The organism is Achromobacter sp. (assembly GCF_050285565.1).
Taxonomy (GTDB): Bacteria; Pseudomonadota; Gammaproteobacteria; order Burkholderiales; family Burkholderiaceae_B; genus Achromobacter.
The window spans coordinates 74,459-97,751 of the sequence record NZ_JBLZXG010000014.1 but is presented as its reverse complement, the minus strand read 5'-3'; the positions used below and the strand labels follow the sequence as shown (position 1 = coordinate 97,751).

Annotated in this window: 27 protein-coding genes and 4 tRNA genes; 12 read left to right on the top strand and 19 right to left on the bottom strand. The window is 66.2% G+C overall.

What is annotated here, in order from left to right; genetic code table 11:
• Window positions 1-35: 35 nt before the first annotated feature.
• A complete protein-coding gene (locus ACN6O8_RS24800; protein ID WP_427993626.1) occupies window positions 36-419 on the bottom strand; it encodes a thioredoxin family protein in 384 nt (127 codons plus the stop codon).
• 63 nt (window positions 420-482) lie between these two features.
• On the opposite strand from ACN6O8_RS24800, the gene ACN6O8_RS24795 reads away from it, so the two are divergent.
• The 3 genes from ACN6O8_RS24795 to ACN6O8_RS24785 all read left to right on the top strand — a co-directional run bounded on the left by ACN6O8_RS24795 (window position 483) and on the right by ACN6O8_RS24785 (window position 3,174).
• Entirely contained in the window at window positions 483-1,286 is an 804-nt protein-coding gene (locus tag ACN6O8_RS24795; protein WP_427993625.1) for an EI24 domain-containing protein, read from the top strand.
• Between the two features lie 50 nt (window positions 1,287-1,336).
• A complete protein-coding gene (locus tag ACN6O8_RS24790; RefSeq protein WP_427993624.1) occupies window positions 1,337-2,149 on the top strand; it encodes a competence/damage-inducible protein A in 813 nt (270 codons plus the stop codon).
• A gap of 161 nt (window positions 2,150-2,310) precedes the next feature.
• Window positions 2,311-3,174 carry an IclR family transcriptional regulator gene (locus ACN6O8_RS24785; RefSeq protein ID WP_427993623.1) on the top strand — a complete coding sequence of 288 codons (864 nt, stop codon included), beginning with the start codon at window positions 2,311-2,313 and terminating at the stop codon, window positions 3,172-3,174.
• Window positions 3,175-3,252: 78 nt separating this feature from the next.
• On the opposite strand, the gene ACN6O8_RS24780 is transcribed toward ACN6O8_RS24785, so the two are convergent.
• Window positions 3,253-4,230 (bottom strand): tripartite tricarboxylate transporter substrate binding protein BugD, encoded by a 978-nt coding sequence (locus ACN6O8_RS24780; RefSeq protein ID WP_427993622.1) that lies wholly within the window; start codon window positions 4,228-4,230, stop codon window positions 3,253-3,255.
• Window positions 4,231-4,613: 383 nt separating this feature from the next.
• Between ACN6O8_RS24780 and phaP the strand changes: the two genes are divergently transcribed.
• Entirely contained in the window at window positions 4,614-5,192 is a 579-nt protein-coding gene (phaP, locus tag ACN6O8_RS24775; RefSeq protein WP_427993621.1) for a TIGR01841 family phasin, read from the top strand.
• Window positions 5,193-5,391: 199 nt separating this feature from the next.
• On the opposite strand, the gene ACN6O8_RS24770 is transcribed toward phaP, so the two are convergent.
• The 5 genes from ACN6O8_RS24770 to ACN6O8_RS24750 form a co-directional block, all read right to left on the bottom strand.
• Entirely contained in the window at window positions 5,392-6,432 is a 1,041-nt protein-coding gene (locus ACN6O8_RS24770) for a quinone-dependent dihydroorotate dehydrogenase (protein WP_427993620.1), read from the bottom strand.
• A gap of 55 nt (window positions 6,433-6,487) precedes the next feature.
• Entirely contained in the window at window positions 6,488-7,237 is a 750-nt protein-coding gene (locus tag ACN6O8_RS24765; protein ID WP_427993619.1) for an arginyltransferase, read from the bottom strand.
• Window positions 7,238-7,328: 91 nt separating this feature from the next.
• Entirely contained in the window at window positions 7,329-8,075 is a 747-nt protein-coding gene (gene aat, locus ACN6O8_RS24760) for a leucyl/phenylalanyl-tRNA--protein transferase (RefSeq protein WP_427993618.1), read from the bottom strand.
• Entirely contained in the window at window positions 8,072-8,653 is a 582-nt protein-coding gene (locus ACN6O8_RS24755; protein WP_427993617.1) for an NUDIX hydrolase, read from the bottom strand. Before ACN6O8_RS24755 ends, aat begins: the two co-directional genes overlap by 4 nt.
• 10 nt (window positions 8,654-8,663) lie before the next feature.
• Window positions 8,664-9,596, bottom strand: a complete 933-nt coding sequence (locus ACN6O8_RS24750; RefSeq protein WP_427993616.1) for a LysR family transcriptional regulator — start codon at window positions 9,594-9,596, stop codon at window positions 8,664-8,666.
• A gap of 123 nt (window positions 9,597-9,719) precedes the next feature.
• On the opposite strand from ACN6O8_RS24750, the gene ACN6O8_RS24745 reads away from it, so the two are divergent.
• Together ACN6O8_RS24745 and ACN6O8_RS24740 are read left to right on the top strand one after the other, a co-directional pair.
• Complete coding sequence (locus ACN6O8_RS24745; RefSeq protein WP_427993615.1) at window positions 9,720-10,124, top strand: DoxX family protein; 405 nt, start codon at window positions 9,720-9,722, stop codon at window positions 10,122-10,124.
• A 97-nt stretch (window positions 10,125-10,221) separates the two neighbouring features.
• The gene (locus ACN6O8_RS24740; protein WP_427993614.1) at window positions 10,222-10,674 is read left to right on the top strand and encodes a nuclear transport factor 2 family protein; all 453 of its coding nucleotides are present in this window, start codon (window positions 10,222-10,224) and stop codon (window positions 10,672-10,674) included.
• 27 nt (window positions 10,675-10,701) lie between these two features.
• Here ACN6O8_RS24740 and ACN6O8_RS24735 read toward each other — a convergent pair whose 3' ends face one another.
• The 5 genes from ACN6O8_RS24735 to ACN6O8_RS24715 form a co-directional block, all read right to left on the bottom strand.
• A complete protein-coding gene (locus ACN6O8_RS24735; RefSeq protein WP_427993613.1) occupies window positions 10,702-11,292 on the bottom strand; it encodes a DUF2946 family protein in 591 nt (196 codons plus the stop codon).
• A 2-nt stretch (window positions 11,293-11,294) separates the two neighbouring features.
• Window positions 11,295-11,624 carry a hypothetical protein gene (locus ACN6O8_RS24730; protein ID WP_427993612.1) on the bottom strand — a complete coding sequence of 110 codons (330 nt, stop codon included), beginning with the start codon at window positions 11,622-11,624 and terminating at the stop codon, window positions 11,295-11,297.
• Window positions 11,625-11,717: 93 nt separating this feature from the next.
• Window positions 11,718-11,791: transfer RNA gene (locus tag ACN6O8_RS24725), tRNA-Cys, on the bottom strand.
• A 54-nt stretch (window positions 11,792-11,845) separates the two neighbouring features.
• Window positions 11,846-11,921: transfer RNA gene (locus tag ACN6O8_RS24720), tRNA-Gly, on the bottom strand.
• Window positions 11,922-12,273: 352 nt separating this feature from the next.
• Window positions 12,274-12,349, bottom strand: a tRNA-Gly gene (locus ACN6O8_RS24715).
• 219 nt (window positions 12,350-12,568) lie between these two features.
• Between ACN6O8_RS24715 and ACN6O8_RS24710 the strand changes: the two genes are divergently transcribed.
• Window positions 12,569-13,048, top strand: coding sequence for a carboxymuconolactone decarboxylase family protein (locus ACN6O8_RS24710; protein WP_427993611.1), 480 nt, complete (start codon window positions 12,569-12,571; stop codon window positions 13,046-13,048).
• A 27-nt stretch (window positions 13,049-13,075) separates the two neighbouring features.
• Here ACN6O8_RS24710 and ACN6O8_RS24705 read toward each other — a convergent pair whose 3' ends face one another.
• A complete protein-coding gene (locus tag ACN6O8_RS24705) occupies window positions 13,076-14,494 on the bottom strand; it encodes a PLP-dependent aminotransferase family protein (protein WP_427993610.1) in 1,419 nt (472 codons plus the stop codon).
• A gap of 107 nt (window positions 14,495-14,601) precedes the next feature.
• Between ACN6O8_RS24705 and ACN6O8_RS24700 the strand changes: the two genes are divergently transcribed.
• Together ACN6O8_RS24700 and ACN6O8_RS24695 are read left to right on the top strand one after the other, a co-directional pair.
• On the top strand, window positions 14,602-15,048 hold the full coding sequence (locus ACN6O8_RS24700; RefSeq protein WP_427993609.1) for a GNAT family N-acetyltransferase: 447 nt from the start codon (window positions 14,602-14,604) through the stop codon (window positions 15,046-15,048).
• Window positions 15,045-15,707: an FMN-dependent NADH-azoreductase gene (locus ACN6O8_RS24695; protein WP_427993608.1), complete on the top strand. Its 663-nt coding sequence runs from the start codon at window positions 15,045-15,047 to the stop codon at window positions 15,705-15,707. Before ACN6O8_RS24700 ends, ACN6O8_RS24695 begins: the two co-directional genes overlap by 4 nt.
• On the opposite strand, the gene ACN6O8_RS24690 is transcribed toward ACN6O8_RS24695, so the two are convergent.
• Complete coding sequence (locus tag ACN6O8_RS24690) at window positions 15,680-15,871, bottom strand: immunity protein Imm33 domain-containing protein (RefSeq protein ID WP_427993607.1); 192 nt, start codon at window positions 15,869-15,871, stop codon at window positions 15,680-15,682. The two genes, ACN6O8_RS24695 and ACN6O8_RS24690, sit on opposite strands and share 28 nt — an antisense overlap.
• Before the next feature lie 82 nt (window positions 15,872-15,953).
• Window positions 15,954-16,029: transfer RNA gene (locus ACN6O8_RS24685), tRNA-Gly, on the bottom strand.
• A gap of 269 nt (window positions 16,030-16,298) precedes the next feature.
• Here ACN6O8_RS24685 and murB point away from each other — a divergent pair.
• A complete protein-coding gene (gene murB / locus ACN6O8_RS24680) occupies window positions 16,299-17,336 on the top strand; it encodes a UDP-N-acetylmuramate dehydrogenase (protein ID WP_427993606.1) in 1,038 nt (345 codons plus the stop codon).
• Between the two features lie 105 nt (window positions 17,337-17,441).
• Here the strand turns inward: murB and dapB are convergent, their stop codons facing one another.
• Both dapB and ACN6O8_RS24670 read right to left on the bottom strand, forming a co-directional pair.
• Window positions 17,442-18,233 (bottom strand): 4-hydroxy-tetrahydrodipicolinate reductase, encoded by a 792-nt coding sequence (dapB, locus tag ACN6O8_RS24675; protein ID WP_427993605.1) that lies wholly within the window; start codon window positions 18,231-18,233, stop codon window positions 17,442-17,444.
• A gap of 17 nt (window positions 18,234-18,250) precedes the next feature.
• Window positions 18,251-18,787: an outer membrane protein assembly factor BamE gene (locus tag ACN6O8_RS24670; RefSeq protein ID WP_427993604.1), complete on the bottom strand. Its 537-nt coding sequence runs from the start codon at window positions 18,785-18,787 to the stop codon at window positions 18,251-18,253.
• Between the two features lie 156 nt (window positions 18,788-18,943).
• Here ACN6O8_RS24670 and fur point away from each other — a divergent pair, with 156 nt between their 5' ends.
• Window positions 18,944-19,363, top strand: a complete 420-nt coding sequence (fur, locus tag ACN6O8_RS24665) for a ferric iron uptake transcriptional regulator (protein WP_006223539.1) — start codon at window positions 18,944-18,946, stop codon at window positions 19,361-19,363.
• A 178-nt stretch (window positions 19,364-19,541) separates the two neighbouring features.
• Here the strand turns inward: fur and recN are convergent, their stop codons facing one another.
• Together recN and ACN6O8_RS24655 are read right to left on the bottom strand one after the other, a co-directional pair.
• On the bottom strand, window positions 19,542-21,203 hold the full coding sequence (gene recN / locus ACN6O8_RS24660; protein WP_427993603.1) for a DNA repair protein RecN: 1,662 nt from the start codon (window positions 21,201-21,203) through the stop codon (window positions 19,542-19,544).
• 13 nt (window positions 21,204-21,216) lie between these two features.
• Window positions 21,217-22,116: an NAD kinase gene (locus ACN6O8_RS24655; RefSeq protein WP_427993602.1), complete on the bottom strand. Its 900-nt coding sequence runs from the start codon at window positions 22,114-22,116 to the stop codon at window positions 21,217-21,219.
• A gap of 128 nt (window positions 22,117-22,244) precedes the next feature.
• Between ACN6O8_RS24655 and hrcA the strand changes: the two genes are divergently transcribed.
• Window positions 22,245-23,249 (top strand): heat-inducible transcriptional repressor HrcA, encoded by a 1,005-nt coding sequence (gene hrcA / locus ACN6O8_RS24650; protein ID WP_427993601.1) that lies wholly within the window; start codon window positions 22,245-22,247, stop codon window positions 23,247-23,249.
• The last annotated feature ends 44 nt before the right edge of the window (window positions 23,250-23,293 follow it).

The window sequence follows — 23,293 nt, the reverse complement described above, 5'->3', positions numbered from 1 at the left end:
GCCGGACCGGTGTCCGAGCGGGCGGTTTCGCCGCCTCAGACCGCCAGCAGCCTGGGCAGATCCGGCAGCGCCGCGGCGACGGGCGGGCTGTGTTCGTCCAGGCTTTCCAGCAGGCGTTCAAGATGGCCGATGTGCGGCAGCATCGGGCCATAGAAGACGACACGTTCGCCGATCTGGATCAGCAGCGTCGGGAAGTTTTCGATGTCGACCTCGCCCAGCAGGTCGGCGTGATCCTCGATGTCGATCCAGGCGAACACGTGCTGCGGCAGGGCGCTGGACAAGGCCCGCAGCTTGGGCTTGTATGCTTCGCAGGTGTCGCACCAGGCGGCGCAGAAGCAGGCCACCAACCAGGCCTTGGGCGAGGCCGCCAGTTGGGCGCGCAGGGCGGTGAGATCGGAGCCGGGAACCAGTAATGTCATACGAGCGCGGGAAAGCGTGTTTGACTATCATACCCGGGATGATCACCTTCCATTTTCGCCGCCATGCCCGTCCTGCGTCCTGATACCGAAATCCCCGGCACCAGCCGCTTTGCCCGCGGCATGGGGGGCGTGGCGCAGGCCTTCAAGCGCGCCCTGGTGTCGCAATGCCACCCGACGATGCTGTTCGCGCTGCTGCTGCCTTTCCTGATCGCGCTGGTCGGCGCCTTGCTGCTGTTCTGGCTGTTCTGGACCCCCCTGACCGACTGGCTCGCCGCCCAGGCCGCGCATTGGGACTTCATCAATCGCACCGATGAATGGCTGCTGGCAATGGGGTTGTTCTCGCTCAAGCTCTACCTGGTGCCGCTGGTCGCGGTGTCGATTCTGCTGCCCCTGTCCGGCGTGCTGGGCCTGGCGATCGCGGCGGTGTTCGTCATGCCGCTGGTGCTGCGCCACGTGAGCCAGCGCGAATACGCCGGCCTCAGCCGGCAGGGCCGGCTCGCCACCACGGTCAGTGTCTGGAACGCGGTCTGGGTGTCCGGGGCCTTCGTGCTGGGCTGGCTGTTCACCATGCCCTTGTGGCTGGTGCCGCCCATGGCCCTGGTGCTGCCGGTCTTCTGGTGGACCTTCGCCTTCTCGCGCATGATGCGGGTCGACGCCATCGTCGAGCACGCCAGCCCGGCCGAGCGCAAGCTCATCCTGGAGCGCAACAACGGCGGCTTCTGGATCATCGGGCTGATCTGCGCATTGCTCAACCTGCTGCCGCCGGCGTGGATTATCCTGCCGGTGTTCTCGGCGCTGGTCTATGCGCACTACGGACTGGACGCGGTGCAGCGCCTGCGCCAGGAACGCACCATCGACGTCGCCTGACGCGGCGCCGTCGCCCCAATCCTTCAACCGCCCTTTCTCTGGAACCGGACATGGCAGCAGAACCCGCCTCCCGCCGCATCGGCCTCATCATCGTCGGCGACGAAATCCTTTCAGGCCGCCGGCAGGACAAGCATTTCTCCAAGGTCGTCGAACTGCTCGGCGCGCGCGGCATGCAGCTGGGCTGGGCGGAGTTCCTGCCGGACGACCGCGACACCCTGGTGGCCGCCTACCGGCGCAGCTTTGCCAGCGGCGACGTGGTGTTCTCCTGTGGCGGCATCGGAGGCACCCCCGATGACCACACCCGGCAGGCGGCGGCCGCGGCCTTGGATCTGCCGCTGGCGCTGCATCCTGAAGCCGCGCAGGCGATCACGCTGCGTACCGCGGAAATGGCGGCCAAGGGCCAGGGCACGGCCGACATGAGCGCGCCCGAGAACCAGCAGCGTCTGCAGATGGGGGTGTTTCCCGAGGGCTGCGAGATCGTGCCCAACCCGTACAACCGCATCCCCGGTTTTTTCATCCGCGACCACACCTTCGTGCCGGGCTTTCCCGTGATGGCGTGGCCAATGCTCGAATGGACGCTGGACACGCGCTATCGTGCGTTGCAGCATACGCACCGTCACGCGGAACATTCCTTCCTGGTGTTCAGCATGCCGGAATCGCGCATCACGCCGGCCATGCAGACCGTCGAAACCCGCTGGCCAGGGGTGCGCGCCTTCAGTCTGCCCAGCGTCGGCGAGGCCGGCGGCACGCCCCATATCGACCTGGGGGTGAAGGGCGAACCCGAGGCGGCGGCCGAGGCCTTGGCGTTCCTGCGGGCCGAGGTGCTGCGCCTGGGCGGCAAGCTGGCGCCTCCCGCGGCCTGATGCCATGGCATGCCGAATCGGGGGGCCGTCCCCGTTTCGGCGGCCAAAAAATCGGTTGCCAAATGGCTCGGCAAATTTCACAATACGGGAAAGAACTGTTTGCTGCGTTGCCGCAAGTAGGGTTTCTTTCGGTGGCGCCGCGCTAGCCCCTTTCCCGTCCCATGTCCCGTCCTTCTTCCACCCGCAACGCCCTGGATGCCGAAACCGATGGCGCCTCGGCCCATCCCATCGCGATTCAGGTCATCGAGCGCGCCATGCGCCTGCTCGACGCGCTAGCCGCGCAGCCCGATCCCGTCACGCTCAAGGAATTGTCCGCGACCACCGGCCTGCACGCCTCCACCGCGCACCGCATCCTGAACGACCTGGTGGTCGGTCGCTATGTCGAACGGGTGGACAACGGCCTGTACCAGCTCGGTATGCGCCTGCTGGAGCTGGGCTCGCTGGTCAAGGGGCGGCTCAACGTGCGCGAGGCGGCCATCGCCGCCATGCGTTCGCTGCACAAACTGACGGGGCAGACCATCAACCTGTCGGTGCAGCAGGGCGACGAAATCGTCTACATCGACCGCGCCTGGAGCGAGCGCTCGGGCATGCAAGTGGTGCGCGCCATCGGCGGCCGCGCGCCCCTGCACCTGACCTCCACGGGCAAGCTGTTCCTGTCCACCGCCGATGCGCGCCAGGTGCGCGCCTATGCCCTGCGTACCGGCCTGGCCGGGCACACCCGCAACAGCCTGACCGATCTCGATCGTCTCGAACGGGAGCTGGCGCTGGTGCGCCGCCATGGCTACGCCCGCGACAACGAGGAACTGGAGTTGGGTGTGCGCTGCATCGCCGCCGGCATTTTCGACGACACGGGCAAGCTGGTGGCCGGCTTGTCGATCTCGGCGCCGGCCGAGCGCCTGCAGGACGACTGGATCAAGGCGTTGGTGGATACCGCCGCCAGCATTTCCGAAGCGCTCGGCTACGAGCCCTCGGTGTCCAGCGGCTTCAATGGCCTGGGCATGGCGGCCGAGGCGATGCGCAGCTGACGTGCCTTGGCGCGCCGGCCATGCCGGCCAGGCGCGACGCGCAGCGCAGGCCCCGCCCGGCGAGGCCTGGCCACAGGTTTACTGCTGTTCGACGCCGGCCTTCTTGAACAGCTCGGCCCACTGCGGCACCTGCTGCTTGACCTTGGCGTCCAGGGCCTGCGGGTTGGCCTCACTGGTCAGCACCGTGGCGCCCAGTTGCTTCATGCGTTCCTGGAACTTCGGATCCGCCAGGCCGGCCTGCAGGCTCTTGACGAGCTTGTCGACCACCGGCTTGGGCGTGCCCTTCGGCACCCACATGCCATGCCAGATACCGACCTCGAAGCCCTTGAAGCCGGATTCGTCCATGGTCGGAAGCTTCGGCAGGGTGGGCACGCGCTTCAGGCTGGTGACCGCGTAGGCCTTGACCTTGCCGCCGTCGATCTGCTGCGTGGTGTTAGTGGTCTGGTCGCACATCAGGTCGACCTGCTTGCCCAGCAGGTCGTTCATGGCCGGCGCCGTGCCCTTGTAGGGGATGGTCAGCAACTGCACGCCCAGCGCCTCGACCAGCATGGTGCCGCACAGGTGGCTGGCGGCGCCGATGCCGGCGTTGGCCAGCGAGACCTTGTCCTTGTTCTGTTTGACGTATTCCGCCAGTTCCTGGATGGTGTTGGGCGGGAAGTCCGAGCGCGCGATGATGGTCATCGGCACGTCGACCACCAGGCCGATGGGCTCGAAGCTCTTGTAGGGGTCGTACCCCGGATTCTTGTACAGGGACGGAGCGGTCGAGAAGCCGGCGTGCATCAGCAGCACGGAATAGCCGTCCGGCTGCGAGCGGGCCACCTGCGTGGTACCGATGGTGCCGCCCGCACCTCCCTTGTTTTCGACTACGACGGTCTGGCCCAGCGACTGCCGCATGGCTTCGGCCAGCGAACGCGCGACGTTGTCCGTCGGACCGCCTGCGGCGAAAGGCACCACCATGTTGATGGGGCGTTCCGGATATTCCGCGTGGGCGGCGCCGGCCGCGAGCATGGCGCTGGCCGCGAGCAGGGCCGAAAGCGTGCGGGGGATGAGGGTCATGGAGTCTCCAATTGCAGGGTTTTGCTTGCTGCGATGTGTTTTTGACCGCTGACTTATTGTTTGTATTTGGCTGTCATCAGCGTGCAAGCAGTGTAGAAAAGAATTGATACGCCGTCATGTCCGGTATTTCCCGGATCATGGGAAATCCTTGTGCTGGATCAAATCGGCTCCCGGCGCTGCACGGTAAATGTGCAAACGGTTATTGCATTGCACCAATATTGCTTGACAAGGTTTTTCAGCCCCGTAAAATATCAATTGTGCAGTGCATCAAACGGGCCGGCGGTAGCTTGTAGTACCAGTTTCCGCGCACGTTTCTTATTTCGTCGCAGACACCATCCTTACCTGCCGGACAGCCTCCGGCTACCCCTAAAAGGAGCAATTCTATGAGCGCTATCCCGCAACAAGTCCTGGACCGTCAAAAAGCCAGCATCAACACTTTCGTGGCCGCCCAGTCGGCCGTGTTCGCCGGCTTCGAAAAGCTGGTCGAGCTGAACCTGAAGGTCGTGCGTGCCACCCTGGACGAAGTCGCCCAGAAGTCGCAGCAAGCCGCCGACGTGAAGGATCCCCAGGAAGCCGCGGCGTTCGCCTCGGGCCTGCTGCAACCGGGCGCCGAAAAGGCCCTGGCCTATACCAAGCACGTGTATGACATCGTCGCCGGCGTGCAGGGCAACCTGGTCAAGCTGACCGAAGAACAGATCGCCGAAGGCCAGCAGCAACTGAGCGACGCCGTCGAGCAGTTCTCCAAGAACGCCCCCACGGGTTCGGAAAGCGCCGTCGCCCTGATCAAGTCCTCGCTGGCCACCGCCAACAGCGCGTACGATTCGCTGACCAAGGCCGCCAAGCAGGCCGCCGAAGTCGCCGAGTCGAACCTGAACGCCGCCGCCAACGCGACCTTCAAGGCCGCGACGGATGCCGCCGACGCCGCCACCAAGGTCGCCAGCCGCAGCCGCCGCAGCGCCTGATATCCGACGCAGCGTTGCTGCGCAAATTGCAGTTATGTAGTACTGTTGAGTGACAGAGCAGAGCTGGAATTAGGGCCACCCTTCGGGGTGGCCTCTTTTTTTGCCCGTGCTGTGGACTGGCATCGCGCCTGCGAAGCCGCCGCGCGATTCGCGGCGTCGTGGCGGGCAGTCAGCGCCGGGAGGGGCGGCGGATCCGCGCTCAGCGGGCGACCGCCCGCACGCATTCGCCCACCAGGGCCGGGCCGCGATAGATCAGGCCGGTATAGAGCTGCACCGCGTCGGCGCCCGCCTGCATCTTTTCACGGGCCTGCCGGCCCGACAGCACGCCGCCCACGCCAATGATCGCCAGGCTGTCGCCCAGCCGCTCCTTGAGGCGGCGGATCACCGCCAGCGACAGTTCGTGCACGGGCGCGCCGGACAGGCCGCCTGCTTCCTCGGCGTGCGCCATGCCGGCAACGGCGTCGCGCGACAGCGTGGTGTTGGTGGCGATGACAGCGTCGATGCCATGGCGCGGCAGGATATCGGCAATGGCGTCGATTTGTTCCGGAGTCAGGTCGGGGGCGATCTTGACCGCCATCGGCACGCGGCGCTGGTGCTGGTCTTCCAGCGCGCGGCGCTTGTCAGCCAGTTGCGCCAGCAACGCCGAGAGCTCGTCGCCACCCTGCAGCGCGCGCAGGTTCTTGGTATTGGGCGACGAGATGTTCACCGTCACGTAGTCGGCGTGCGGGTAGACGCCGGCCAGGCCGATCAGGTAGTCGTCGGCGGCGCGTTCGATGGGCGTGTCTGCGTTCTTGCCGATGTTCAGGCCCAGGATGCCACCCTGCTTGCGCCATTGGCTGCGCTGCACATTGCCCAGGAAAGCGTCCAGGCCCTGGTTGTTGAAGCCCAGCCGGTTGATCAGCGCGTTGGCGCGCGGCAGCCGGAACATGCGCGGCTTGGGGTTGCCCGGCTGCGCGCGCGGCGTCACCGTGCCGACCTCGACGAAACCGAAGCCCAGGTTGCCGAGGGCGTCGATATAGGCGCCGTTCTTGTCCAACCCCGCCGCCAGCCCGATGGGATTGGCCAGTTGCAGGCCCATCAGGGTGCAGGGCGCCTTGGGCTGTGCGTGCAGCAGCTTGCGCGTGGCGCCGCATTCGTAGGCCCGCTGCAGTCCCGACAGGGTGACTTCGTGGGCGGTTTCCGCGTCCATGGCGAACAGCGCCGGGCGGGCCAGGGGATAGGCGTGGAAGAGGATCGACATGGAGCGGGATTGTAAAGCGTCTTTGGCCGGCCCCGCGGGCGGCGCCCGGCGCGGATCAGGCCCCGGGGGCGGGCGTGGCCGGCGCGGGGGGCTCGCCCCAGGCGCCGGCCACCAGGTATTGGGCGGGATGGAAGCTGGCCTTGTACGACATTTTCCGGCTGTCCGCGATCCAGTAGCCCAGATAGAGCCAGGGCAGGTTGAGCGTGCGGCACTGTTCGATCTGCCAGAGGATGCTGTAGGTGCCCAGGCTGCCCGGCACGTCGGGATCGTAGAAGGTGTACACGGACGATAGGCCGTCGTCGAGCACGTCGATGATGGAGACCATCATCAGCACGCCGCCAGGATCGCGGAATTCCACCAGCCGGGTGTTGACGCGGCTGGTCAGCAGGAATTGCGCGTACTGGGTGCGGCTGTCCTCGTCCATGCCGCCGCCCGGATGGCGCCCCTGCTGGTAGCGGGTGTAGAGCCGGTAGTGCTCGGGCGACCAGGCCAACTCGGCCACGAACGACTGCAGGGTGCGGTGGTCGCGCCAGGCGCGGCGCTGGCTGCGGTTGGGGGCGAAGCCGGCGGTGTCCACCCGCACCGGCACACAGGCGTGGCAGTTGTCGCAGTGCGGGCGGTAGGTGAACAGGCCGCTGCGGCGAAAGCCCTGCTCGACCAGTTGCGAGTAGGTGCCGGCGTTGATCAGGTGGCCGGGCGCGGCCACCTGCGACCGCGCCTGGCGTCCCGGCAGGTAGCTGCAGGGATAGGGCGCGGTTGCGTAGAACTGCAGCGTGGAGAAGGGAAGTTCTTTTAGCTGGCTCATGTGAAGACCCGGTGTCCGGCGCCAGGTCGGTGACGGGGATGCGTACATATTAACGCCTAACCCGCGAATGCATGCGGCCCCCGCGGCGCGGTCAGGCCGTCCGGGCAATCAGCCGGCCCGCGCTGTCCAGCCTGCCGGGCGCCCAGGCGAGGGCGGGTTCCGCGGTGGCGGCGCGCACGTGCTCCAGGAACCGCGTGCGCGGCACTGGTCGCGCGCCCAGGCTGGCCAGGTGGCGGGTCTGTTGCTGGCAGTCGATCCACTGCACGCCCTGTGCGTTCAGGTAGCGCACCAGATACGCCAGCGCGATCTTGGAGGCATTGGGCACCCGCGTGAACATCGATTCGCCGAAGAACATGCGGCCCAGGTTGATGCCATACAGTCCGCCGGCCAGTTCGCCGTCGATCCAGGTTTCGATGCTGTGGACGTAGCCCGCGTCATGCCAGGCGCGATAGGCCTGCTGCATCGCGGCGGTGATCCAGGTGCCCGCCTGGCCGTCGCGCGGGGCGGCGCATTGCGCCATCACGCTGGCGAAGGCCGTATCGACCCGGACTTCGATGCGGGGCGCGGCCTCGTGTTCGTGGCTGGCGATCTGTCGCAGTTGTTTGCGCAGCGAGTGCGAGGGCGCGAAGTCCTGGCAGGCCAGCACCATGCGTGGGTTCGGGCTCCACCACAGGATCGGCTCGCCCTCGGAATACCAGGGGAAGATGCCGTTGGAATAGGCCTGGATCAGGCGCGGCGTCGACAGGTCGGCGCCTGCCGCCAGCAGGCCGTCCGGGTCCGTCAGGGCGAACTCGGCAGGCGGAAAGGGCGTGTCTGCGGCAAGCCAGGGCAGCTTCAACGGTGCGATTCTAGGGTGTAGTGGTGAGGGCCGAACGTGCCGCGCTTGCGGTCCTCGAAGTAGCGTTGCAGCGTGGTCGCCACGGTGCGGAACGCCAGGTCGTCCCAGGGAATCTCGGCCTCGTCGTAGAAGCGGGCTTCCAGGCTTTCCGGGCCGGGATCGAGCTCGGGGCCCAGCACCTCGGCCAGGTAGAACACATGCACCTGTTCGATCTGCGGCACGTCGATGATGGTGTAGATGTCGCCCAGACGGATGCGCGCGCCGGATTCCTCCAGCGTTTCGCGGCCGGCGCCTTGCGCGGTGCTCTCGCCCAGTTCCATGAAGCCGGCCGGCAGCGTCCAGGTGTTGTAGCGCGGTTCGATCGCGCGCCGGCACAGCAGCACGCGGTTGTCCAGCACCGGCACCGTGCCGACCACCAAGCGCGGATTCTGGTAGTGGATCGCGCCGCAGTGGTCGCAGATGTCGCGCTCGCGATTGTCGCCCTCCGGCACCCGGCGATTCACGGGCGAGCCGCACTGGCTGCAGAAGTTTGCACGGCGTGGCGCGGGGAAGTATTCGAGGGGCGTTTTGGCGGTCATGGGTACGATTCTAACGGCTGCGGCGCCGGCTGGCGCGCCGGGCGGGGACCGCTGGCGCGGCGCTGCCGAAACGCGCTTCCAGATGCTCGACGAACGAGCGCACCTTGGGCGACAGGAAGCGCCGGTGCGGATAGGCGGCATACATCGAAATCGGGGTGTGGGCGTAGTCCTGCAGCAAGGCGGTCAGGCGGCCGCTGCGTACGTCTTCGCCCACCAGGAACTCCGGTTGCAGGATCACGCCATGCCCGGCCAGGGCGGCCGTGCGCAGCACGTCACCGTTGTTGGCGCGCAGGGCGGCGTTGACCCGCACCAGGTGGGTGATGCCGTCTTTCTCGAAATGCCATTCGTTGCCGGTGCTGGCGTAGGCGTAGTGCAGGCAGCGGTGCTGTTTCAGGTCTTCGGGTGTGCGCGGCACGCCATGGCGCGCCAGGTAGGCGGGGGCCGCGCACACCAGCAGTTGCTGAGGCGCCAGCGGCCGCGCCACCAGCGAGGAGTCCTGCAGCGGGCCGATGCGCACCGCGACGTCAAAGCCGTCCTCGACCAGATCGACCACGCGGTCGTTCAGATCCAGGTCGATAGTCACCTCCGGATAGCGCAGCAGGTATTCGGCGATGGCCGGTCCCAGGTGCAGGATGCCGAACGATACCGGCGCGCTCACACGCAGGCGGCCGCTCGGCGCCTGGCCCTCGGCCTGCAATGACTGTTCCAGGTCGGCCACTTCGGCCAGGATCGGCCGGACGCGCTCATAGAAAGCGCGGCCCGCATCCGTCATGCTGAGCTTGCGGGTGGTGCGGTTCAGCAGCCGCACGCCGTACTTCTCTTCCAGGAAGGCGATTTGCCGCGTGACCACGGAACGCGCCTGGCCCATTTTGTCCGCGGCGGCGGCGAATGAGCCCAGTTCCACGACCCGGGCATAGGTCTGCATGGCGGTATGGGTGTCCACGATTGTTTCCTAATGGGGAACAATAAGTTGCGATTTTGCAGGTTTATCTTTGTTTTTGGAATCGCAAGAATAGCGGTCATGAAGAATCTTCCCGTCCCGGGCGATTCGCTCACGGAGAATGTAATGATCGATACCCGTACCGCGCCGTATGCCGCGCTTTTGCTACGCATCGCGCTGGGCGTGATGTTCCTGGCCCATGGGCTGACCAAGCTGCTGGTGTTCACGCTGCCCGGCACCGCGCAGTTCTTCGCCAAAATCGGCTTTGCCGGTTGGCTGGCCTATCCGGTGACTTTCTTCGAGATCGGCGCCGGCGTGTTGCTGATCCTCGGGGTGTGGCCGCGCTGGATTGCCGTGATTGCCGCCGTGCAATTGTTCGTGGCCTCGACCGTGCACTTTGGCAATGGCTGGGGTTTCAGCAATCCGGGCGGCGGCTGGGAGTATCCGATTTTCCTGGTGGTGGCGGCCGTGGCGCTGGCGCTGCTGGGTGATGGCAAGTACGCGCTGCTCAAGAGCGGGCGCGGCGGCTGATCGCCGCGCGCATCAAACTGTCTGCCGCATTGGACCTCGTCCGCGAGGCGGCCGGCCCCTAGAATGGGCCGGCCGCCTCGGCTTTTCTGGAGATTCCATGTCGTTCATCACGCGTATTCTCGGTGCCGCCTTGTGCGCCGCCATCCTGTCGCCGGCCGTCCAGGCCTCGCCCGAACAAGAGGCCGCCAACAAGGCGGCCGTGCTCGCCTTCTACGAGCAGGGCCTGAACCAGAAAGACGCGGATGCCGCCCTGCGATACCTGGGCGATCGCTATGTGCAGCACAATCCGAACGCCGCCGACGGGCCCGAGGGCTTTCGCAAGTTCGTGGCCTTCCTGCGCGACAAGTATCCGCAGTCCAGAAGCGAGATCAAGCGCGTCTTCACCGATGGCGACTACGTGATCCTGCATGTGCACGCGGTGCGCGAGCCCGGCACGCGCGGCAACGCCATCATCGATATCTTCCGTCTGGAAAAGGGCAGGATCGTCGAGCATTGGGACGTGGTCCAGCCGATACCGGAGCAGTCCGCCAACGGCAACGGCATGTTCTGAGGCCGGTGTCGTGACGGCGCCCCGCCGCTAGGGCGCGGGATTGGCCTGGAAGCCCAGCGTTGCCGCTATCGCCTCACGCTCGATCAGCCGCAGCGGCGCGGCGGCATAGATACCCGGCAGCGCGATGCGCAACGGTTGCGCCGCGTGCAGAGGCGCCAGCGACTCCAGCAACGGCTTGCCGTCCGCCGTCACCAGCCGTTCCATCAGCGGCGCCAGGTCGCGGTCCAGCACGATGCCCGGCCCCTGCGCGGTCGTGGCGTACAACTGGCCGGCGTCGTCCAGCCACCACTCGCGGATGGCGGTCACCGGCATGTCGGTGTGCGTGCGCAGCGCTTGGCCATCGTCGTCCAGCCGCAGCACGTAAGGCGCCGCGTCCAAGCGCAGGAAAACGCGCTGCGGGCCGTTCTGGAAAAACCAGCGGCCCGCGTCGTCGTGTTCGTAGTTGCGGTTGATGAAGCCCAGAATCTGGGCATTGGTGATGGACTCGCCGGCGCCGCCCTGCGCGGCCTGTCCCTGCGGATGCAGGCGCCAGCGGCCGCGCGCATCCAGCGACAGCCACCCGAACACCGCCGGGACGTCGGGCCAGCGGGCGATGGCGTCTTTCACCGAAGGATCCATGGTCAGGGGCGGATGATGATGGGCGGCGGGTTGATGACGATGGCGGGCGCGGGTAGCGCCGGCACCAGCACGGGCTGGGGGGCATAGCCGTAGCGGTAGTCGTCGCGGCATTTGCGCTTTTCGCTGTAGTCGCCATTGCGCTTCCACTTGCGCTCGACTTTGCACGCGCCGTCCCAGTACTTCTCTTTATACTCGCCGCGGCCATGGCGGTGATGAGGGTGGTGGCGGTCGGAATCGGCCTCGGCGGCCAATGGCGTCAGCGCCATCAGCGTGGCGGCGGACAGGGCGAGCAGGGTGGGGCGGACGCGCTGCGATGTTTGATTGTTATGCATGGGGTCGTCGTCTGATGAAAACGGCGTCACCTTAGCAATCAATCGATTGACCGGGCGTAGGGATGGGTAACGAGATGCAGGAGGAAGAAATACTGGAGGCGCAAGCCGGAATCGAACCGACGTACACGGATTTGCAATCCGCTGCATAACCACTCTGCCATTGCGCCAGCACTTCAAGAAAAAAGGAAGCGCGGTGTTGGCCGTTGCTTCCTTTTTGTATTTGGAGCGGGAGACGAGTCTCGAACTCGCGACCTCAACCTTGGCAAGGTTGCGCTCTACCAACTGAGCTACTCCCGCATGGGCACTGCGTTTGGTGTATCGCCATCTTGCAGAAATTTCTTGCTGCGAGCCGGCATGTTTGACACGTTCTGAAAGAGGCCGCGTCCACCAAAGACAGCGATTATACACAGTTTTTAGGACTTGTGTGGGCTTGCCCGTCTTCGCCGCAAAAAAGTTGCCGGAGCGCGCAAAAGGCGCGCCGCAATCCGGCAGACGCGCCATGCGCGCAAACGCCGGTGGACATGCTGCGTGCAGCGGGGCCATGAACACTTGGGGGGGGCGTCGACAGGAATTCGTCGTGAGGGCTGCGCCGTTGCGATCCGGCGGCGGTTCCAGTGATGCGGCGACGTTCAGGAAACGGCGCATCGATTGGAGCGGGAGACGAGTCTCGAACTCGCGACCTCAACCTTGGCAAGGTTGCGCTCTACCAACTGAGCTACTCCCGCGCGGGTACTGCTTTGAAGAGGCGTGAGTATACAGCAATTCATGCGCGGGTCAACGCGCACGCGGCTGCCCCGGCAAGGATGTGGTCGGTCATCGCCATCATGGCCCATCCCGAATTGCGTTTCTTGGCGCTTTTTGGCGCGGGCCGCGGGCGGCACTATTTGGTCATGCGGCGATGTCGTCCGCGCTTCCTCCCAGAATCCAAGATAGGTAGGTTCCAAATGAGTCAGCGTCTGAATTATTTCCAGGTTTCCGCCCCACTGTCCAAGCATTACCTCGATTTCAGTGCCGCGCTGAAGAAGAAGGCCGTCATCAAGGAGTTCAACGACCTGGTGACCATCCGTGCGTCGCAGATCAACGGCTGCGGCTTTTGCCTGGACATGCACGTCAAGCAGGCCAAGATCGGCGGCGAGCGCGAGCTGCGGCTGCACCATATCGCCATCTGGCGCGAGTCGCCCTTGTTCAGTGCGCGCGAACGCGCCGCGTTGGAGTGGACCGAGGCATTGACTGTGCTGCATCCGCACGGCGTGTCCGACGCGGTGTACGAGCAAGTGCGCGGCCAGTTGTCCGAAGAGGAAATCTCGGACCTGACTTTCCTGGTGGTCGGCATCAACGGCTGGAACCGCTTGAATGTCGCCTTCCGTACCGAGCCGGGTTCGGCGGATGCGGATTTCGGCCTGGATCAGGCCGGCCTGCACTAGGCCGGTCGTTGCGGCGGCGCCGGTCGGCTACATCAGTTCCAGGATGCGGCGGCCGAGCTGCTCGGCGCGTTCCTGCGATTCGATGTTGGTGAAGCTCATCAACAGGCCCGAGCCGCACGGCGCGGCGGTGGTCCAGCGCGACAGGGCGTGCGCATAGATGCCATGCTCGATCATGCGCTGGGCCAGCGCGCGGTCGGTGTGGTGGCCCTTCATCCGTACCAGCAGGTGCATGCCGCCCGGCTGTGGATGGATCGGCATGTCGGGGCCGAACACCTTCGACAGCCCCGCCGCCGTGGCATTGCGGCGTTCCGCGTAAAGCCGCCGCATGCGTTGGATGTGGCGCGCGAAATGTCCCTCGCTCATGAATGTGGCGACCAGCGCCTGGGTCAGGCCCGGGATGCCGTTGCCCAGCACACGATTGACATCCTCGAAGCGCCGGACCTGTGCCGGCGGCACCACCAGGTAGGCCAGCCGGATACCCGGGAACATTACCTTGCTGAAGGTGCCCGCGTAGAGCACGCGGCCGTGGCGATCCAGGCTCTTGAGGGCCGGCAGCGGCCGGCTCACGTAACGGTATTCGCCGTCATAGTCGTCTTCCACGATCCAGCGCTGTTGGCGCTCGGCCCAGTCCAGCAATGCCTGGCGCCGAGTCAGCGACAGTGTCACGCTCAGCGGACTCTGGTGCGCCGGCGTCACGATCGCGGCGCGGGCCGTCGGCGCTTGTGCGATGCCTTGCGCCACCACGATGCCTTCGGCGTCGACCGCCACCGGCGCCAATGCCAGTCCCGAGTGCGTGAGCAGTTCGCGCGTGGGCGGGTAGCCCGGGTCTTCGACCCAGACCTGGTCGCCGGGGTGCAGCAGGGCCTGGATCACCAGGTTCAGGCTTTCGCGATAGCCCGAGGTGATGAAGACCTGCGCCGGCGTGCAATGGATGCCGCGCGCCACTTGCAGATGCGCGGCGATGGCGGTGCGTAGCGCGGGCAGGCCGTCGGCGGGCGGATAGGACAGATCGGCCGCCTGCATGGCGCGCAGATGCCGGGCGCCGAGCCGCGCCCAGATCTTGCGCGGAAACGCGTCCAGCGCGGGCAGGCCCATCTGGAATGGCAGCAGCGTCGGCGGCTGGCGCCAGGTGTCGGGGTCAGTCGGCGGCGGTTTCTGCGGCGGCGGCGTGCTGGCCGGCGGTTGGGCCTGCAGGCCGGGCGTGACGATGGTTCCGGCCTGGCCCCGAGGTTGCACGTAACCTTCGGCGTGCAGCAGCGAGTACGCCATCTCGATCGTGCCGCGCGCCACGCCCAGTTCCTTGGCGAGCGCGCGCGCCGAGGGAATCCGGTCGCCGGGCCGCAGCGTGCCCTGAGCGATGGCGCCGCGGAAACGGTCATAGACTTGCCGGTATAGCGGCTCGTCACCTGCTGCGGGTGGCAGGCTGGCGATGGGCGGAGACGTCATGGCCTAGTCAAAATATCAATTTATGGTTCTTTAAATTATGGCATGGGTTGCCTAGCATGAGGCCTGCTCCTGCCATTGCGGCGGGAGGCCCGATCAGGACAGAACCCATGAGTCACCAGGAAATCCGCCATATCGAAACCGCCGAGGCGTTGCGCGCCTGCTTCCCGGTCATGCGGCAGTTGCGCCCGCACCTGAGCGGTGAAGCCGATTTCGCCGACCGCGTGGCGCGCATGCGCGCCGACAGCTACGCCCTGCTTGCGGTGTGGGACGATGGCGCGCCCGTTGCGCTGGCCGGCTACCGCTACCAAGAGAACCTGATCTACGGGCGGTTTCTTTACGTGGATGACCTGGTCGTGACGGAGCGCAGCCGCGGCGCGCGCCATGGCGCCAGGCTGTTGCAGGCGCTTGAACGCATGGCGCGCGAGGCTGGCTGCGCCAAGCTGGTGCTGGACACCGGCCTGGCCAACGCGCTGGCGCAGCGCTTCTATTTCCGCCAAGGGCTGCTGACCGGCGCGATGCGCTTCAGCAAAGTCCTCGACGAGCAAGCGGCATGAGCGTCCTGCGTTTGACCTGCAGCCCGCGCGGCGCGGATTCCGAAAGCTATCGGTTGTCGCAGAGCCTCATCGATGGCTTGGTGCGGTCCGGCGCCGAATGCGCTCGCCATGTCGTCGAGATCGACGCCAACCGATTGACACATGTCGATGCCGAATACGCCCGCGCGTTGGGTTCGCCCACGGCTCCGGACGGCGAGCCGCGCGGATCGTTGCGCCAGTCCGATCGATTGATCCAATCCCTGGCCGATGCCGATCATGTCGTCATCGCCACGCCGATGCACAACTACACCGTGCCCTCGGCGCTGAAAGCCTGGATCGATCACGTGGTGCGGGTGCGCAGCACGTTCAGCGTGACGCGTGAAGGCAAGATCGGCGTGCTGGCCGACCGGCCGGTGCTCGTGGCGGTCTCGTCGGGCGGCCTGTTTTCCGGGCCGGACGCGCGCCAGCCGGATTTCCTGACGCCGTACTTGAAAGCGGCGCTGGCCACCATCGGGCTGAAAAACCTGGTTTTCTTCTCGGTGGAGGGTACCGCCATGGGCGGGCAGGCGCTGGAGGCGGCCCGTGCGCGGGCGCGGGCGGACATCGCAACGTATTTCGCAACGTGTCGGCGCCAGCCTGCCGCGCTGTCCGCTCAGGGTTCCAGCCACGCGTCTTCGTAGCCCGGGTTGTCGCTGATGAACCTTGCGCCGGGCGGCAGGCGCAGGTAGTCGGCAACCTCCGGCAACAGCACCGCCAGGTGCGCGGTGTGAACGGGTTGGAAGAAGTCCGTGTGGTCGGCGTATTCGCAACGGACGGCAGGTTTGAGGGCGTCCGGCGCACACACGCGGAAATGAAAAAAGGGCCCTTGGTTCAGGCCCTCAGGCCTTGGTTCAATCAGGTAGCACAGAAGGCTGCCCGGAAAATTCTGGAGCGGGAGACGAGTCTCGAACTCGCGACCTCAACCTTGGCAAGGTTGCGCTCTACCAACTGAGCTACTCCCGCATGGGTCCGCAAGGCCTGGCAGTGGAATGACCACGGTTGCCAGATGCAAACCATTTCTTATTGCCAACCGCTTTCGCGGTTGCCCGATCAACTTGGTTATCGATCAGAAGGCGCGCATTCTACATGATTTTTTTCGATCGTGCTTGCCGTCGGGGGGCCGGGGCTGCGGATCGCGTCAGGCGCTTGGCTTTACCGGCATGATGCAGGCTGGCAAGCTCAATCAAGTAATATGAGCGAAGACAGAAAATATAGCACACCCGGTAGTATCCATGTCAAATTCCCCCGCTACGGCGCCCGCATTGATTCCCGCGCCACAGGATCTTTCCGCGCTCAATACCCTGGGCCTGGCGTCCTCGGCCCAGGCTTGCGTGACCCTGGACGATGTTGCGCAATTGCCGGCGCTGTCCGTGCTTGCCGGGCGCCATGCCGGCCTGCTGGTGCTGGGGGGCGGCAGCAATCTGGTGCTGCCTGAAGTTGTGCCGGGCCTGGTGGCGCGGGTGGCGCTGCGTGGGGTGCGTCTGCTGCGGGCCGAGCCCGACGCCTGGCTGGTGGAAGCGGCGGCGGGCGAGCCCTGGCATGGCGTCGTCGCCGAGTGCGTGCGGCAGGGCTGGGACGGACTGGAAAACCTGGCGCTGATTCCCGGCACGGTAGGCGCCGCGCCGGTGCAGAATATCGGCGCCTACGGCGTCGAGCTGGCCGACCGTTTCGACAGCCTGACGGCCTGGGATGTGCGCGCGGGTCGTTATGTCGAGATGAGTGCCGCCGAGTGCCGTTTCGCCTATCGCGACAGCGTGTTCAAGCATCGGCCGGCCGGCAGTTGGGTGATCGTGGCGGTGCGCCTGCGCCTGCCGCGGCCTTGGCGGCCGGTGCTGGGTTATCCCGACCTGCAACGCCATCCGGGGCTGGCCGCGGCCGAGCCGTCGGCGCGCGCCATTTTCGAAGCGGTCTGCGAAATCCGGCGCGCCAAGTTGCCGGATCCGGCGGTCACGGGCAATGCCGGCAGCTTCTTCAAGAACCCTATCGTGCCGGCTGCGCAGCGCGACGCGCTGGCGGCGCGTTACCCCGGCCTGGTGTCGTACCCGCAGCCCGACGGCCGCTACAAACTGGCGGCCGGCTGGTTGATCGATCAGTGCGGCTGGAAGGGGCGCGCCCTGGGCGCGGCGGGCGTGCATGACCGTCAGGCGCTGGTGCTGGTCAATCGTGGCGGCGCCACCGCCGCCGACATCATGGCGCTGGCGCGCGCGATCCAGGATGCGGTCGCGGATCGCTATGGCGTGGCGCTGGAGCCCGAGCCGGTGGTGGTGTGAACGCCAGGCGCGACAAATGAAAAAGAACCCTGGCGGCTAATGCCAGTCAGTTCTTAACCGACTGGCATTAGCCTGGCGGATCCTTTTTCATAGGGGGCTGTCAGCTCAGAGCCCCAGCACCGCCTGCATGTCGTACAGGCCGTTGTGCTTGTCTTGCAGGAAGCGCGCCGCACGCAGGGCGCCTTCGGCGTAAGTGGCGCGGCTGGCCGAGCGGTGGGTGATCTCGATGCGTTCGCCGATGCCGCAGAACGACACGGTATGGTCGCCGACGATGTCGCCGCCGCGCAGCACCGAGAAGCCAATCGTGCCCGGCTTGCGCACGCCGGTGTCGCCATGGCGGCTCCAGGTGGCCACGTCTGGCAGGGCCACGTCCCAGGCCGAGGCGATGGTTTCGCCCATCTTGAGCGCGGTGCCCGAGGGGGCATCGACCTTGTTGCGGTGGTGCGCCTCGAAGATCTCCACGTCATAGCCCGAATTCAGGATGCGGGCGGCCATGTCCAGCAGCTTGAGCGTGGCGTTCACGCCCACGCTCATGTTGGGCGCGAACACGATGGCGGTTTTCTGCGCGGCCACTTCGATGGCGGCGCGGCCGTTGTCATCGAACCCGGTGGTGCCGATGACGGCTTTCACACCCAGCCTGGCGCAGGTCTGCAGGTGTTCCAGCGTGCCCTCGGGGCGGGTGAAATCGATCAGGCAGTCGGCGTTGGCCAGCGCCGCCAGGTCGTCGGTGATGGCGACGCCGGTCTGTTGGCCCAGCGGCGCGCCCGCGTCCTGGCCCAGCGAGGCCGAGCCCTGGCGGTCGAGCGCGACCGCCAGTTGCAGGCCGTCGGCCTTCAGGACGGCGTCGATCAGCATCTGGCCCATACGGCCGCTGGCGCCGGCGATAGCAATACGCATGAAGAAAATCCTTGGGGTTAGCGCAGCGGCTCGGGCGCGTTGCCGGGCTGGCCGGGGTATTGGTTCATCGGGCTGGTGGGGGCGGCGGCGTCACGCTTTTTCAGCTCTTCTTCCTGCTTGAGCCGGGCCTCGTCTTCGCTCAGGCGCTTGTCGGCCTTTTCATCGGCGGCGGCGCTGGGCGTGTTGATCTGGTAGGGCTGCAGGTCGGGCTGTTTGTCGCCTTCCCAGCGGGTCAGCCGGTCGTTCTCGAACCAGACCGTGAACTTGCGTTCCTGGGCTTCGCCGTAGCCGGGCTTGTAGTAGTAGGGATAGTCCCAGCGGTTGGCGTGCAGCACGCTGGTCAGCGTGGGGCTGCCCAGCGCGAAGCGCACTTGCTCGCGCGTCATGCCCGGCTGGAGCAGCGCGACCTGTTCCTGGGTGATCCAGTTGCCTTGCTGGACACCGGCCTTGTAGGGGAAGCCCCACTTGTCCCCCGTGCAGCCGGCGAGGGCGACGGCCAGGGCGGCGATGGCCAAACCGGTCTTGAGCGAGCGGGAAGGAATTCGTGCAATCATGGACACTACGCGCCCCTATTATTTGGAAGCAGACAAAACCGTTATCATAAAGGTTTCATAAGGATAGTTCTGCGGGGCGGCAGGAATTCTGGGGGGCCGGCTCGCGGTTACCGAGTATCCTTGCCCATGCCCACGCGGACGGAGAGCGATTACACCATGAGCGACCAAAGCGAACTGAAAAACATGGGTTTGAAGGCGACGTTCCCGCGCCTGAAAATTCTTGATATCTTCCGCAAGTCGGATCAGCGCCACCTCAGCGCCGAAGACGTCTACCGGGCATTGATCGGCGAAAACGTCGAAATCGGCCTGGCTACCGTCTATCGCGTCCTGACCCAGTTCGAACAGGCCGGCATCCTCGCCCGCAGCCAGTTCGACAGCGGCAAGGCCGTGTTCGAACTGAACGACGGCGACCACCACGACCACCTGATCTGCACCAATTGCGGCAAGGTGGTCGAATTCTCCGATCCGGATATCGAAAAGCGTCAGCAAAAGATCGCCAAGGACAACGGTTTCGCGCTGGAAAGCCACGCCATGGTGCTGTACGGCATCTGCGGCAGCTGCCTGAAAGGCCGCTGAGCGCCCGTCGCGCCGGGCCGTGGCAGCGCTCGCCGCGGCGCGGTGAAGGCAAAAGCCCCTTCTTCAGGAAGGGGCTTTTTTTATTGCCGGACGGACTCCGGCACGGCGAGATCGCGGTCCGGCGCGTGGCAGCCCCGGGGGACTTGGGGGGATGGCCGGCGGTGGTTGGGCGTCCGTCTCAGGCCGGCGCGCGGCCGAAGCCTTCCAGCATTTCGCGGGCGTGCTCACGGGTGGTGGCGGTGAGCGTGATGCCGCCCAGCATGCGGGCGATTTCCTCGACCCGGGCGGTCTCATCCAGTTCCTCGATGCGCGAGCGGGTGGTGCCGCGCGATTCGGTCTTGCTGACCAGGAACTGGCTGTTGCCGCAGGCCGCGACCTGCGGCAGGTGGGTGACGCACAGCACCTGGTGGCGTTCGCCCAGCTCGCGCAACAGCTTGCCCACGGCTTCGGCCACCGCGCCGCCGACGCCGCTGTCGACCTCGTCGAAAATCAGGGTGGGCACGCGCGCCGCGCGGCTGGCGATGACCGATAGCGCCAGCGAGATGCGCGACAGTTCACCGCCCGAGGCGACTTTGGCCAGTGGGCGCGGCGTGGTGCCGGCGTGGCCCGCGACCAGGAATTCGACCTGCTCGTTGCCATGGGCCGACGGCGCGGCCGCCGCCAGCGTGGGTTCGAACTTGCCCCCCTGCATGGCCAGCGTCTGCATCGCCTGTGTGACCTGCTTGCCGAGATCCTTGGCGACCTTGCGGCGCGCCGTCGTGAGCTTGGCGGCGGCGGCTTCGTATTGCGATTGCGCCGTCTGCGCCTGGGCGCGCAACGCGTCGATATCGGCGGCCGCCTGCAGGGCCGACAGTTCGGCGTGCAGGCGATCGCGCAGTTGGCACAGCGCCTCGGGTTCGGTGCGGAACTTGCGGGCGGTCTCGAACACCGCGCTCAGGCGTGCCTCGACGTTGGCCAGGCGCTGCGGGTCGAGATCGACGCGGCTGACGTAGTTGTTCAGGTCGGATACGGCTTCGCTGATGGCGATGCGCGCGGATTCGAGTTCGTCGTGGATGCCCTGCAGGCCGGGGTCGTGCCGCAGCATTTGCTGGAGGCGGTGGTTGGCCGAGGTCAGGCGGTGATGGGCCGAATCGCCTTCGCCGTCGAGGGCGTCGAGGATCTGCGTGGCGCCGTCCAGCAGCGACTGCGAATGCGACAGGCGGGTGTGTTCGGATTGCAGCGCATCCCATTCGTCCGGCGCGAGGCCGAGGCGATCGAGTTCATCGACCTGCCATTGCAGCCGCTCGCGCTCGGCGGCCAGGCCGGCGGCGTCCTTTTCGGCCAATTCCAGTTGGCGTGCCAACCCGCGCCATTGCTTCCAGGCTTGCGCGACCGCGTGGCGCAGTTCGCCGTGGCCGCCGTGGGCGTCCAGCAGGTCGCGCTGGGCCTCGGGGCGCATCAGGCTCTGGTGCGCGTGCTGGCCATGGATGTCGACCAGGCTGTCGCCCAGTTCGCGCAATTGCGTGACGGTGGCGGGGGTGCCGTTGATGTAGGCGCGGCTGCGGCCCTGCGCGTCGATCACGCGGCGCAGCGCCAGTTCCTCGTCGGCGTCGAATTCGCGTTCGGCCAGCCAGGCGCGCAGTGCCGGCGGGGTGTCGAAGACGGCGGTGATGTCGGCGCGCGCGGCGCCTTCGCGCAGCACGCTGACGTCGCCGCGCTCGCCCAGCGCCAGCGCGAGCGCGTCGATGAGGATGGATTTGCCCGCTCCGGTCTCGCCGGAGAAGACGGTGAAGCCAGGGCCGAAATGGATCTCGGTCTGCTCGACGATGACGAAGTCGCGGATGTGCAGGGTGCGCAGCATGTCGGGGCGCTTACTACTCTACGTTGTCGGTGGCCTGCGGCATCAGGTTCCAGTGCAGCTTGCGGCGCAGGGTGGAAAAGAAGCTGTAGCCTTCCGGATGCACGAAGCGGATAGTGTAGGGTGCGCGCTGCACGACGATGCGGTCGCCGGGTTGCAGGTCGGACCAGGTCTGCATGTCGAAATGCACGCTGGCGCCGACCTCGACGCGGCCCATGGCGGTGAGCGTCATGTTCAGCACGCCGCTGTCGGGAATGACGATGGGGCGGTTGGACAGGGTCTGCGGCGCCACCGGCACCAGCACCATGGCGTTCATGCCGGGGTGCAGGATCGGGCCGTTGGCCGACAGCGCGTAGGCGGTCGAGCCGGTGGGCGTGGCGATGATCAGGCCGTCGGCGCGCTGGGTGTACATGAAGGCGCCATCGAGTTCGACGCGCACTTCGATCATGCCGCCACGTCCGGCCCGGTTCAGCACCACATCGTTCAGCGCCGAGGCCGCGTACATCTTCTGGTCGCCGCGCCAGGCGCTGCCTTCGAGCAGCATGCGTTCCTCGATCTGGAAATTGCCCTCCAGCACGCGCGTCAGGGCGCCGTGCGCGTCCTGCACCGGGATGTCGGTGATGAAGCCCAGGTGGCCGTGGTTGATGCCGACCACCGGCACGCCGTAGGGGGCGAGATGGCGCGCCGCGCCTAGCACCGTGCCGTCGCCGCCCATGACCACCGCTAGCGACGCATCCTTGCCAATCTGCTCGTACGTGGCGACCGGATACTCCGTCAGGCCGGTGTTGCGCGCCGTGTCGGCGTCGACCAGCACCTGTCGCCCGGCCTGCCTGAGCGCGTGGGCGAGCGCCCTTAGCGGAGTGGCCAGGCCGGTGTCCTGGTATCTGCCGATCAGCGCGACGATAGGAAAGTGCATGGTGGCAAGGCAATCAGAAAAACGAAAGGGGTCCGGAATCGGGCCTGTCAGGCGATTATATGGGGCCGCATATCGGCTTGCGGGACAAAAATCGCCTCAACTGGAAAAGTTTCCCTAAAATAGCCACTATGGATGACCGCGCACGCGCATTACTGAAAGCGTTGATCGAACGCTATATCGCCGATGGGCAACCAGTCGGCTCGCGGACGCTATCGAAGGTTTTCGATCTGTCGCCCGCCACCATCCGCAACGTCATGGCGGATCTGGAAGAGCTGGGGCTGATCCACAGCCCGCACACCTCTGCCGGGCGCATTCCGACGCCCCGCGGCTACCGCATGTTCGTCGATTCCCTGCTGGCGGTGCAGTCCTACCAGCTCGAACCGCACAACATGGGCGAGATGCTGGCCGCGGCCGAACCCACCCGCGCGGTCAACGCCGCCGCGGCGCTGCTGTCGAACCTGACCCAGTTCGCCGGCGTGGTGCTGACCCCCAAGCGGGCCCAGGTGTTCCGCCAGATCGAATTCATCCGGCTGTCGGAAAAACGCGTGTTGCTGATCATTGTCACCCCCGACGGCGACGTGCAGAACCGCATCCTGTTCGTGCAGCGCGACTACGCCGAGGCCGAACTGCTGGAAGCCGGCAACTTCTTCAATGTCCATTTCGCCGGCAAATCCTTCGATGCGGTGCGGCGCACCCTGTCCACCGAACTGGCGCAGTTGCGCGAAGACATTTCGCGGCTCATGCAGGCGGCGGTCGAGGCCAGCGCCGAGGCGGCCGAGGACGGCGACGCGGTGGTCATCTCGGGCGAGCGCAAGCTGCTCGACGTTACCGACATCGCCTCCGACATGGACCGGCTGCGCAAGATGTTTTCGCTGTTCGAAAAAAAGACCGACCTGCTGCAGTTGCTCGACGTTTCCAGCCGCGCCCAGGGGGTGCAGATCTACATCGGTGGCGATTCCCAGTTGGTGCCGATGGAAGAAGTCTCTGTCATCACCGCACCCTATGGCGTGGATGGCAAGGTGGTCGGCACGCTCGGCGTGATCGGCCCGACCCGCATGGCCTACGAGCGCGTCATCCCGATCGTGGACATCACGGCGCGCCTGCTGTCCAACGCCCTCAGCCATAATCAGTAGTCCCACCCGAACCGACATCCTCCTGGCGGAGGAAGGGGAGTTTT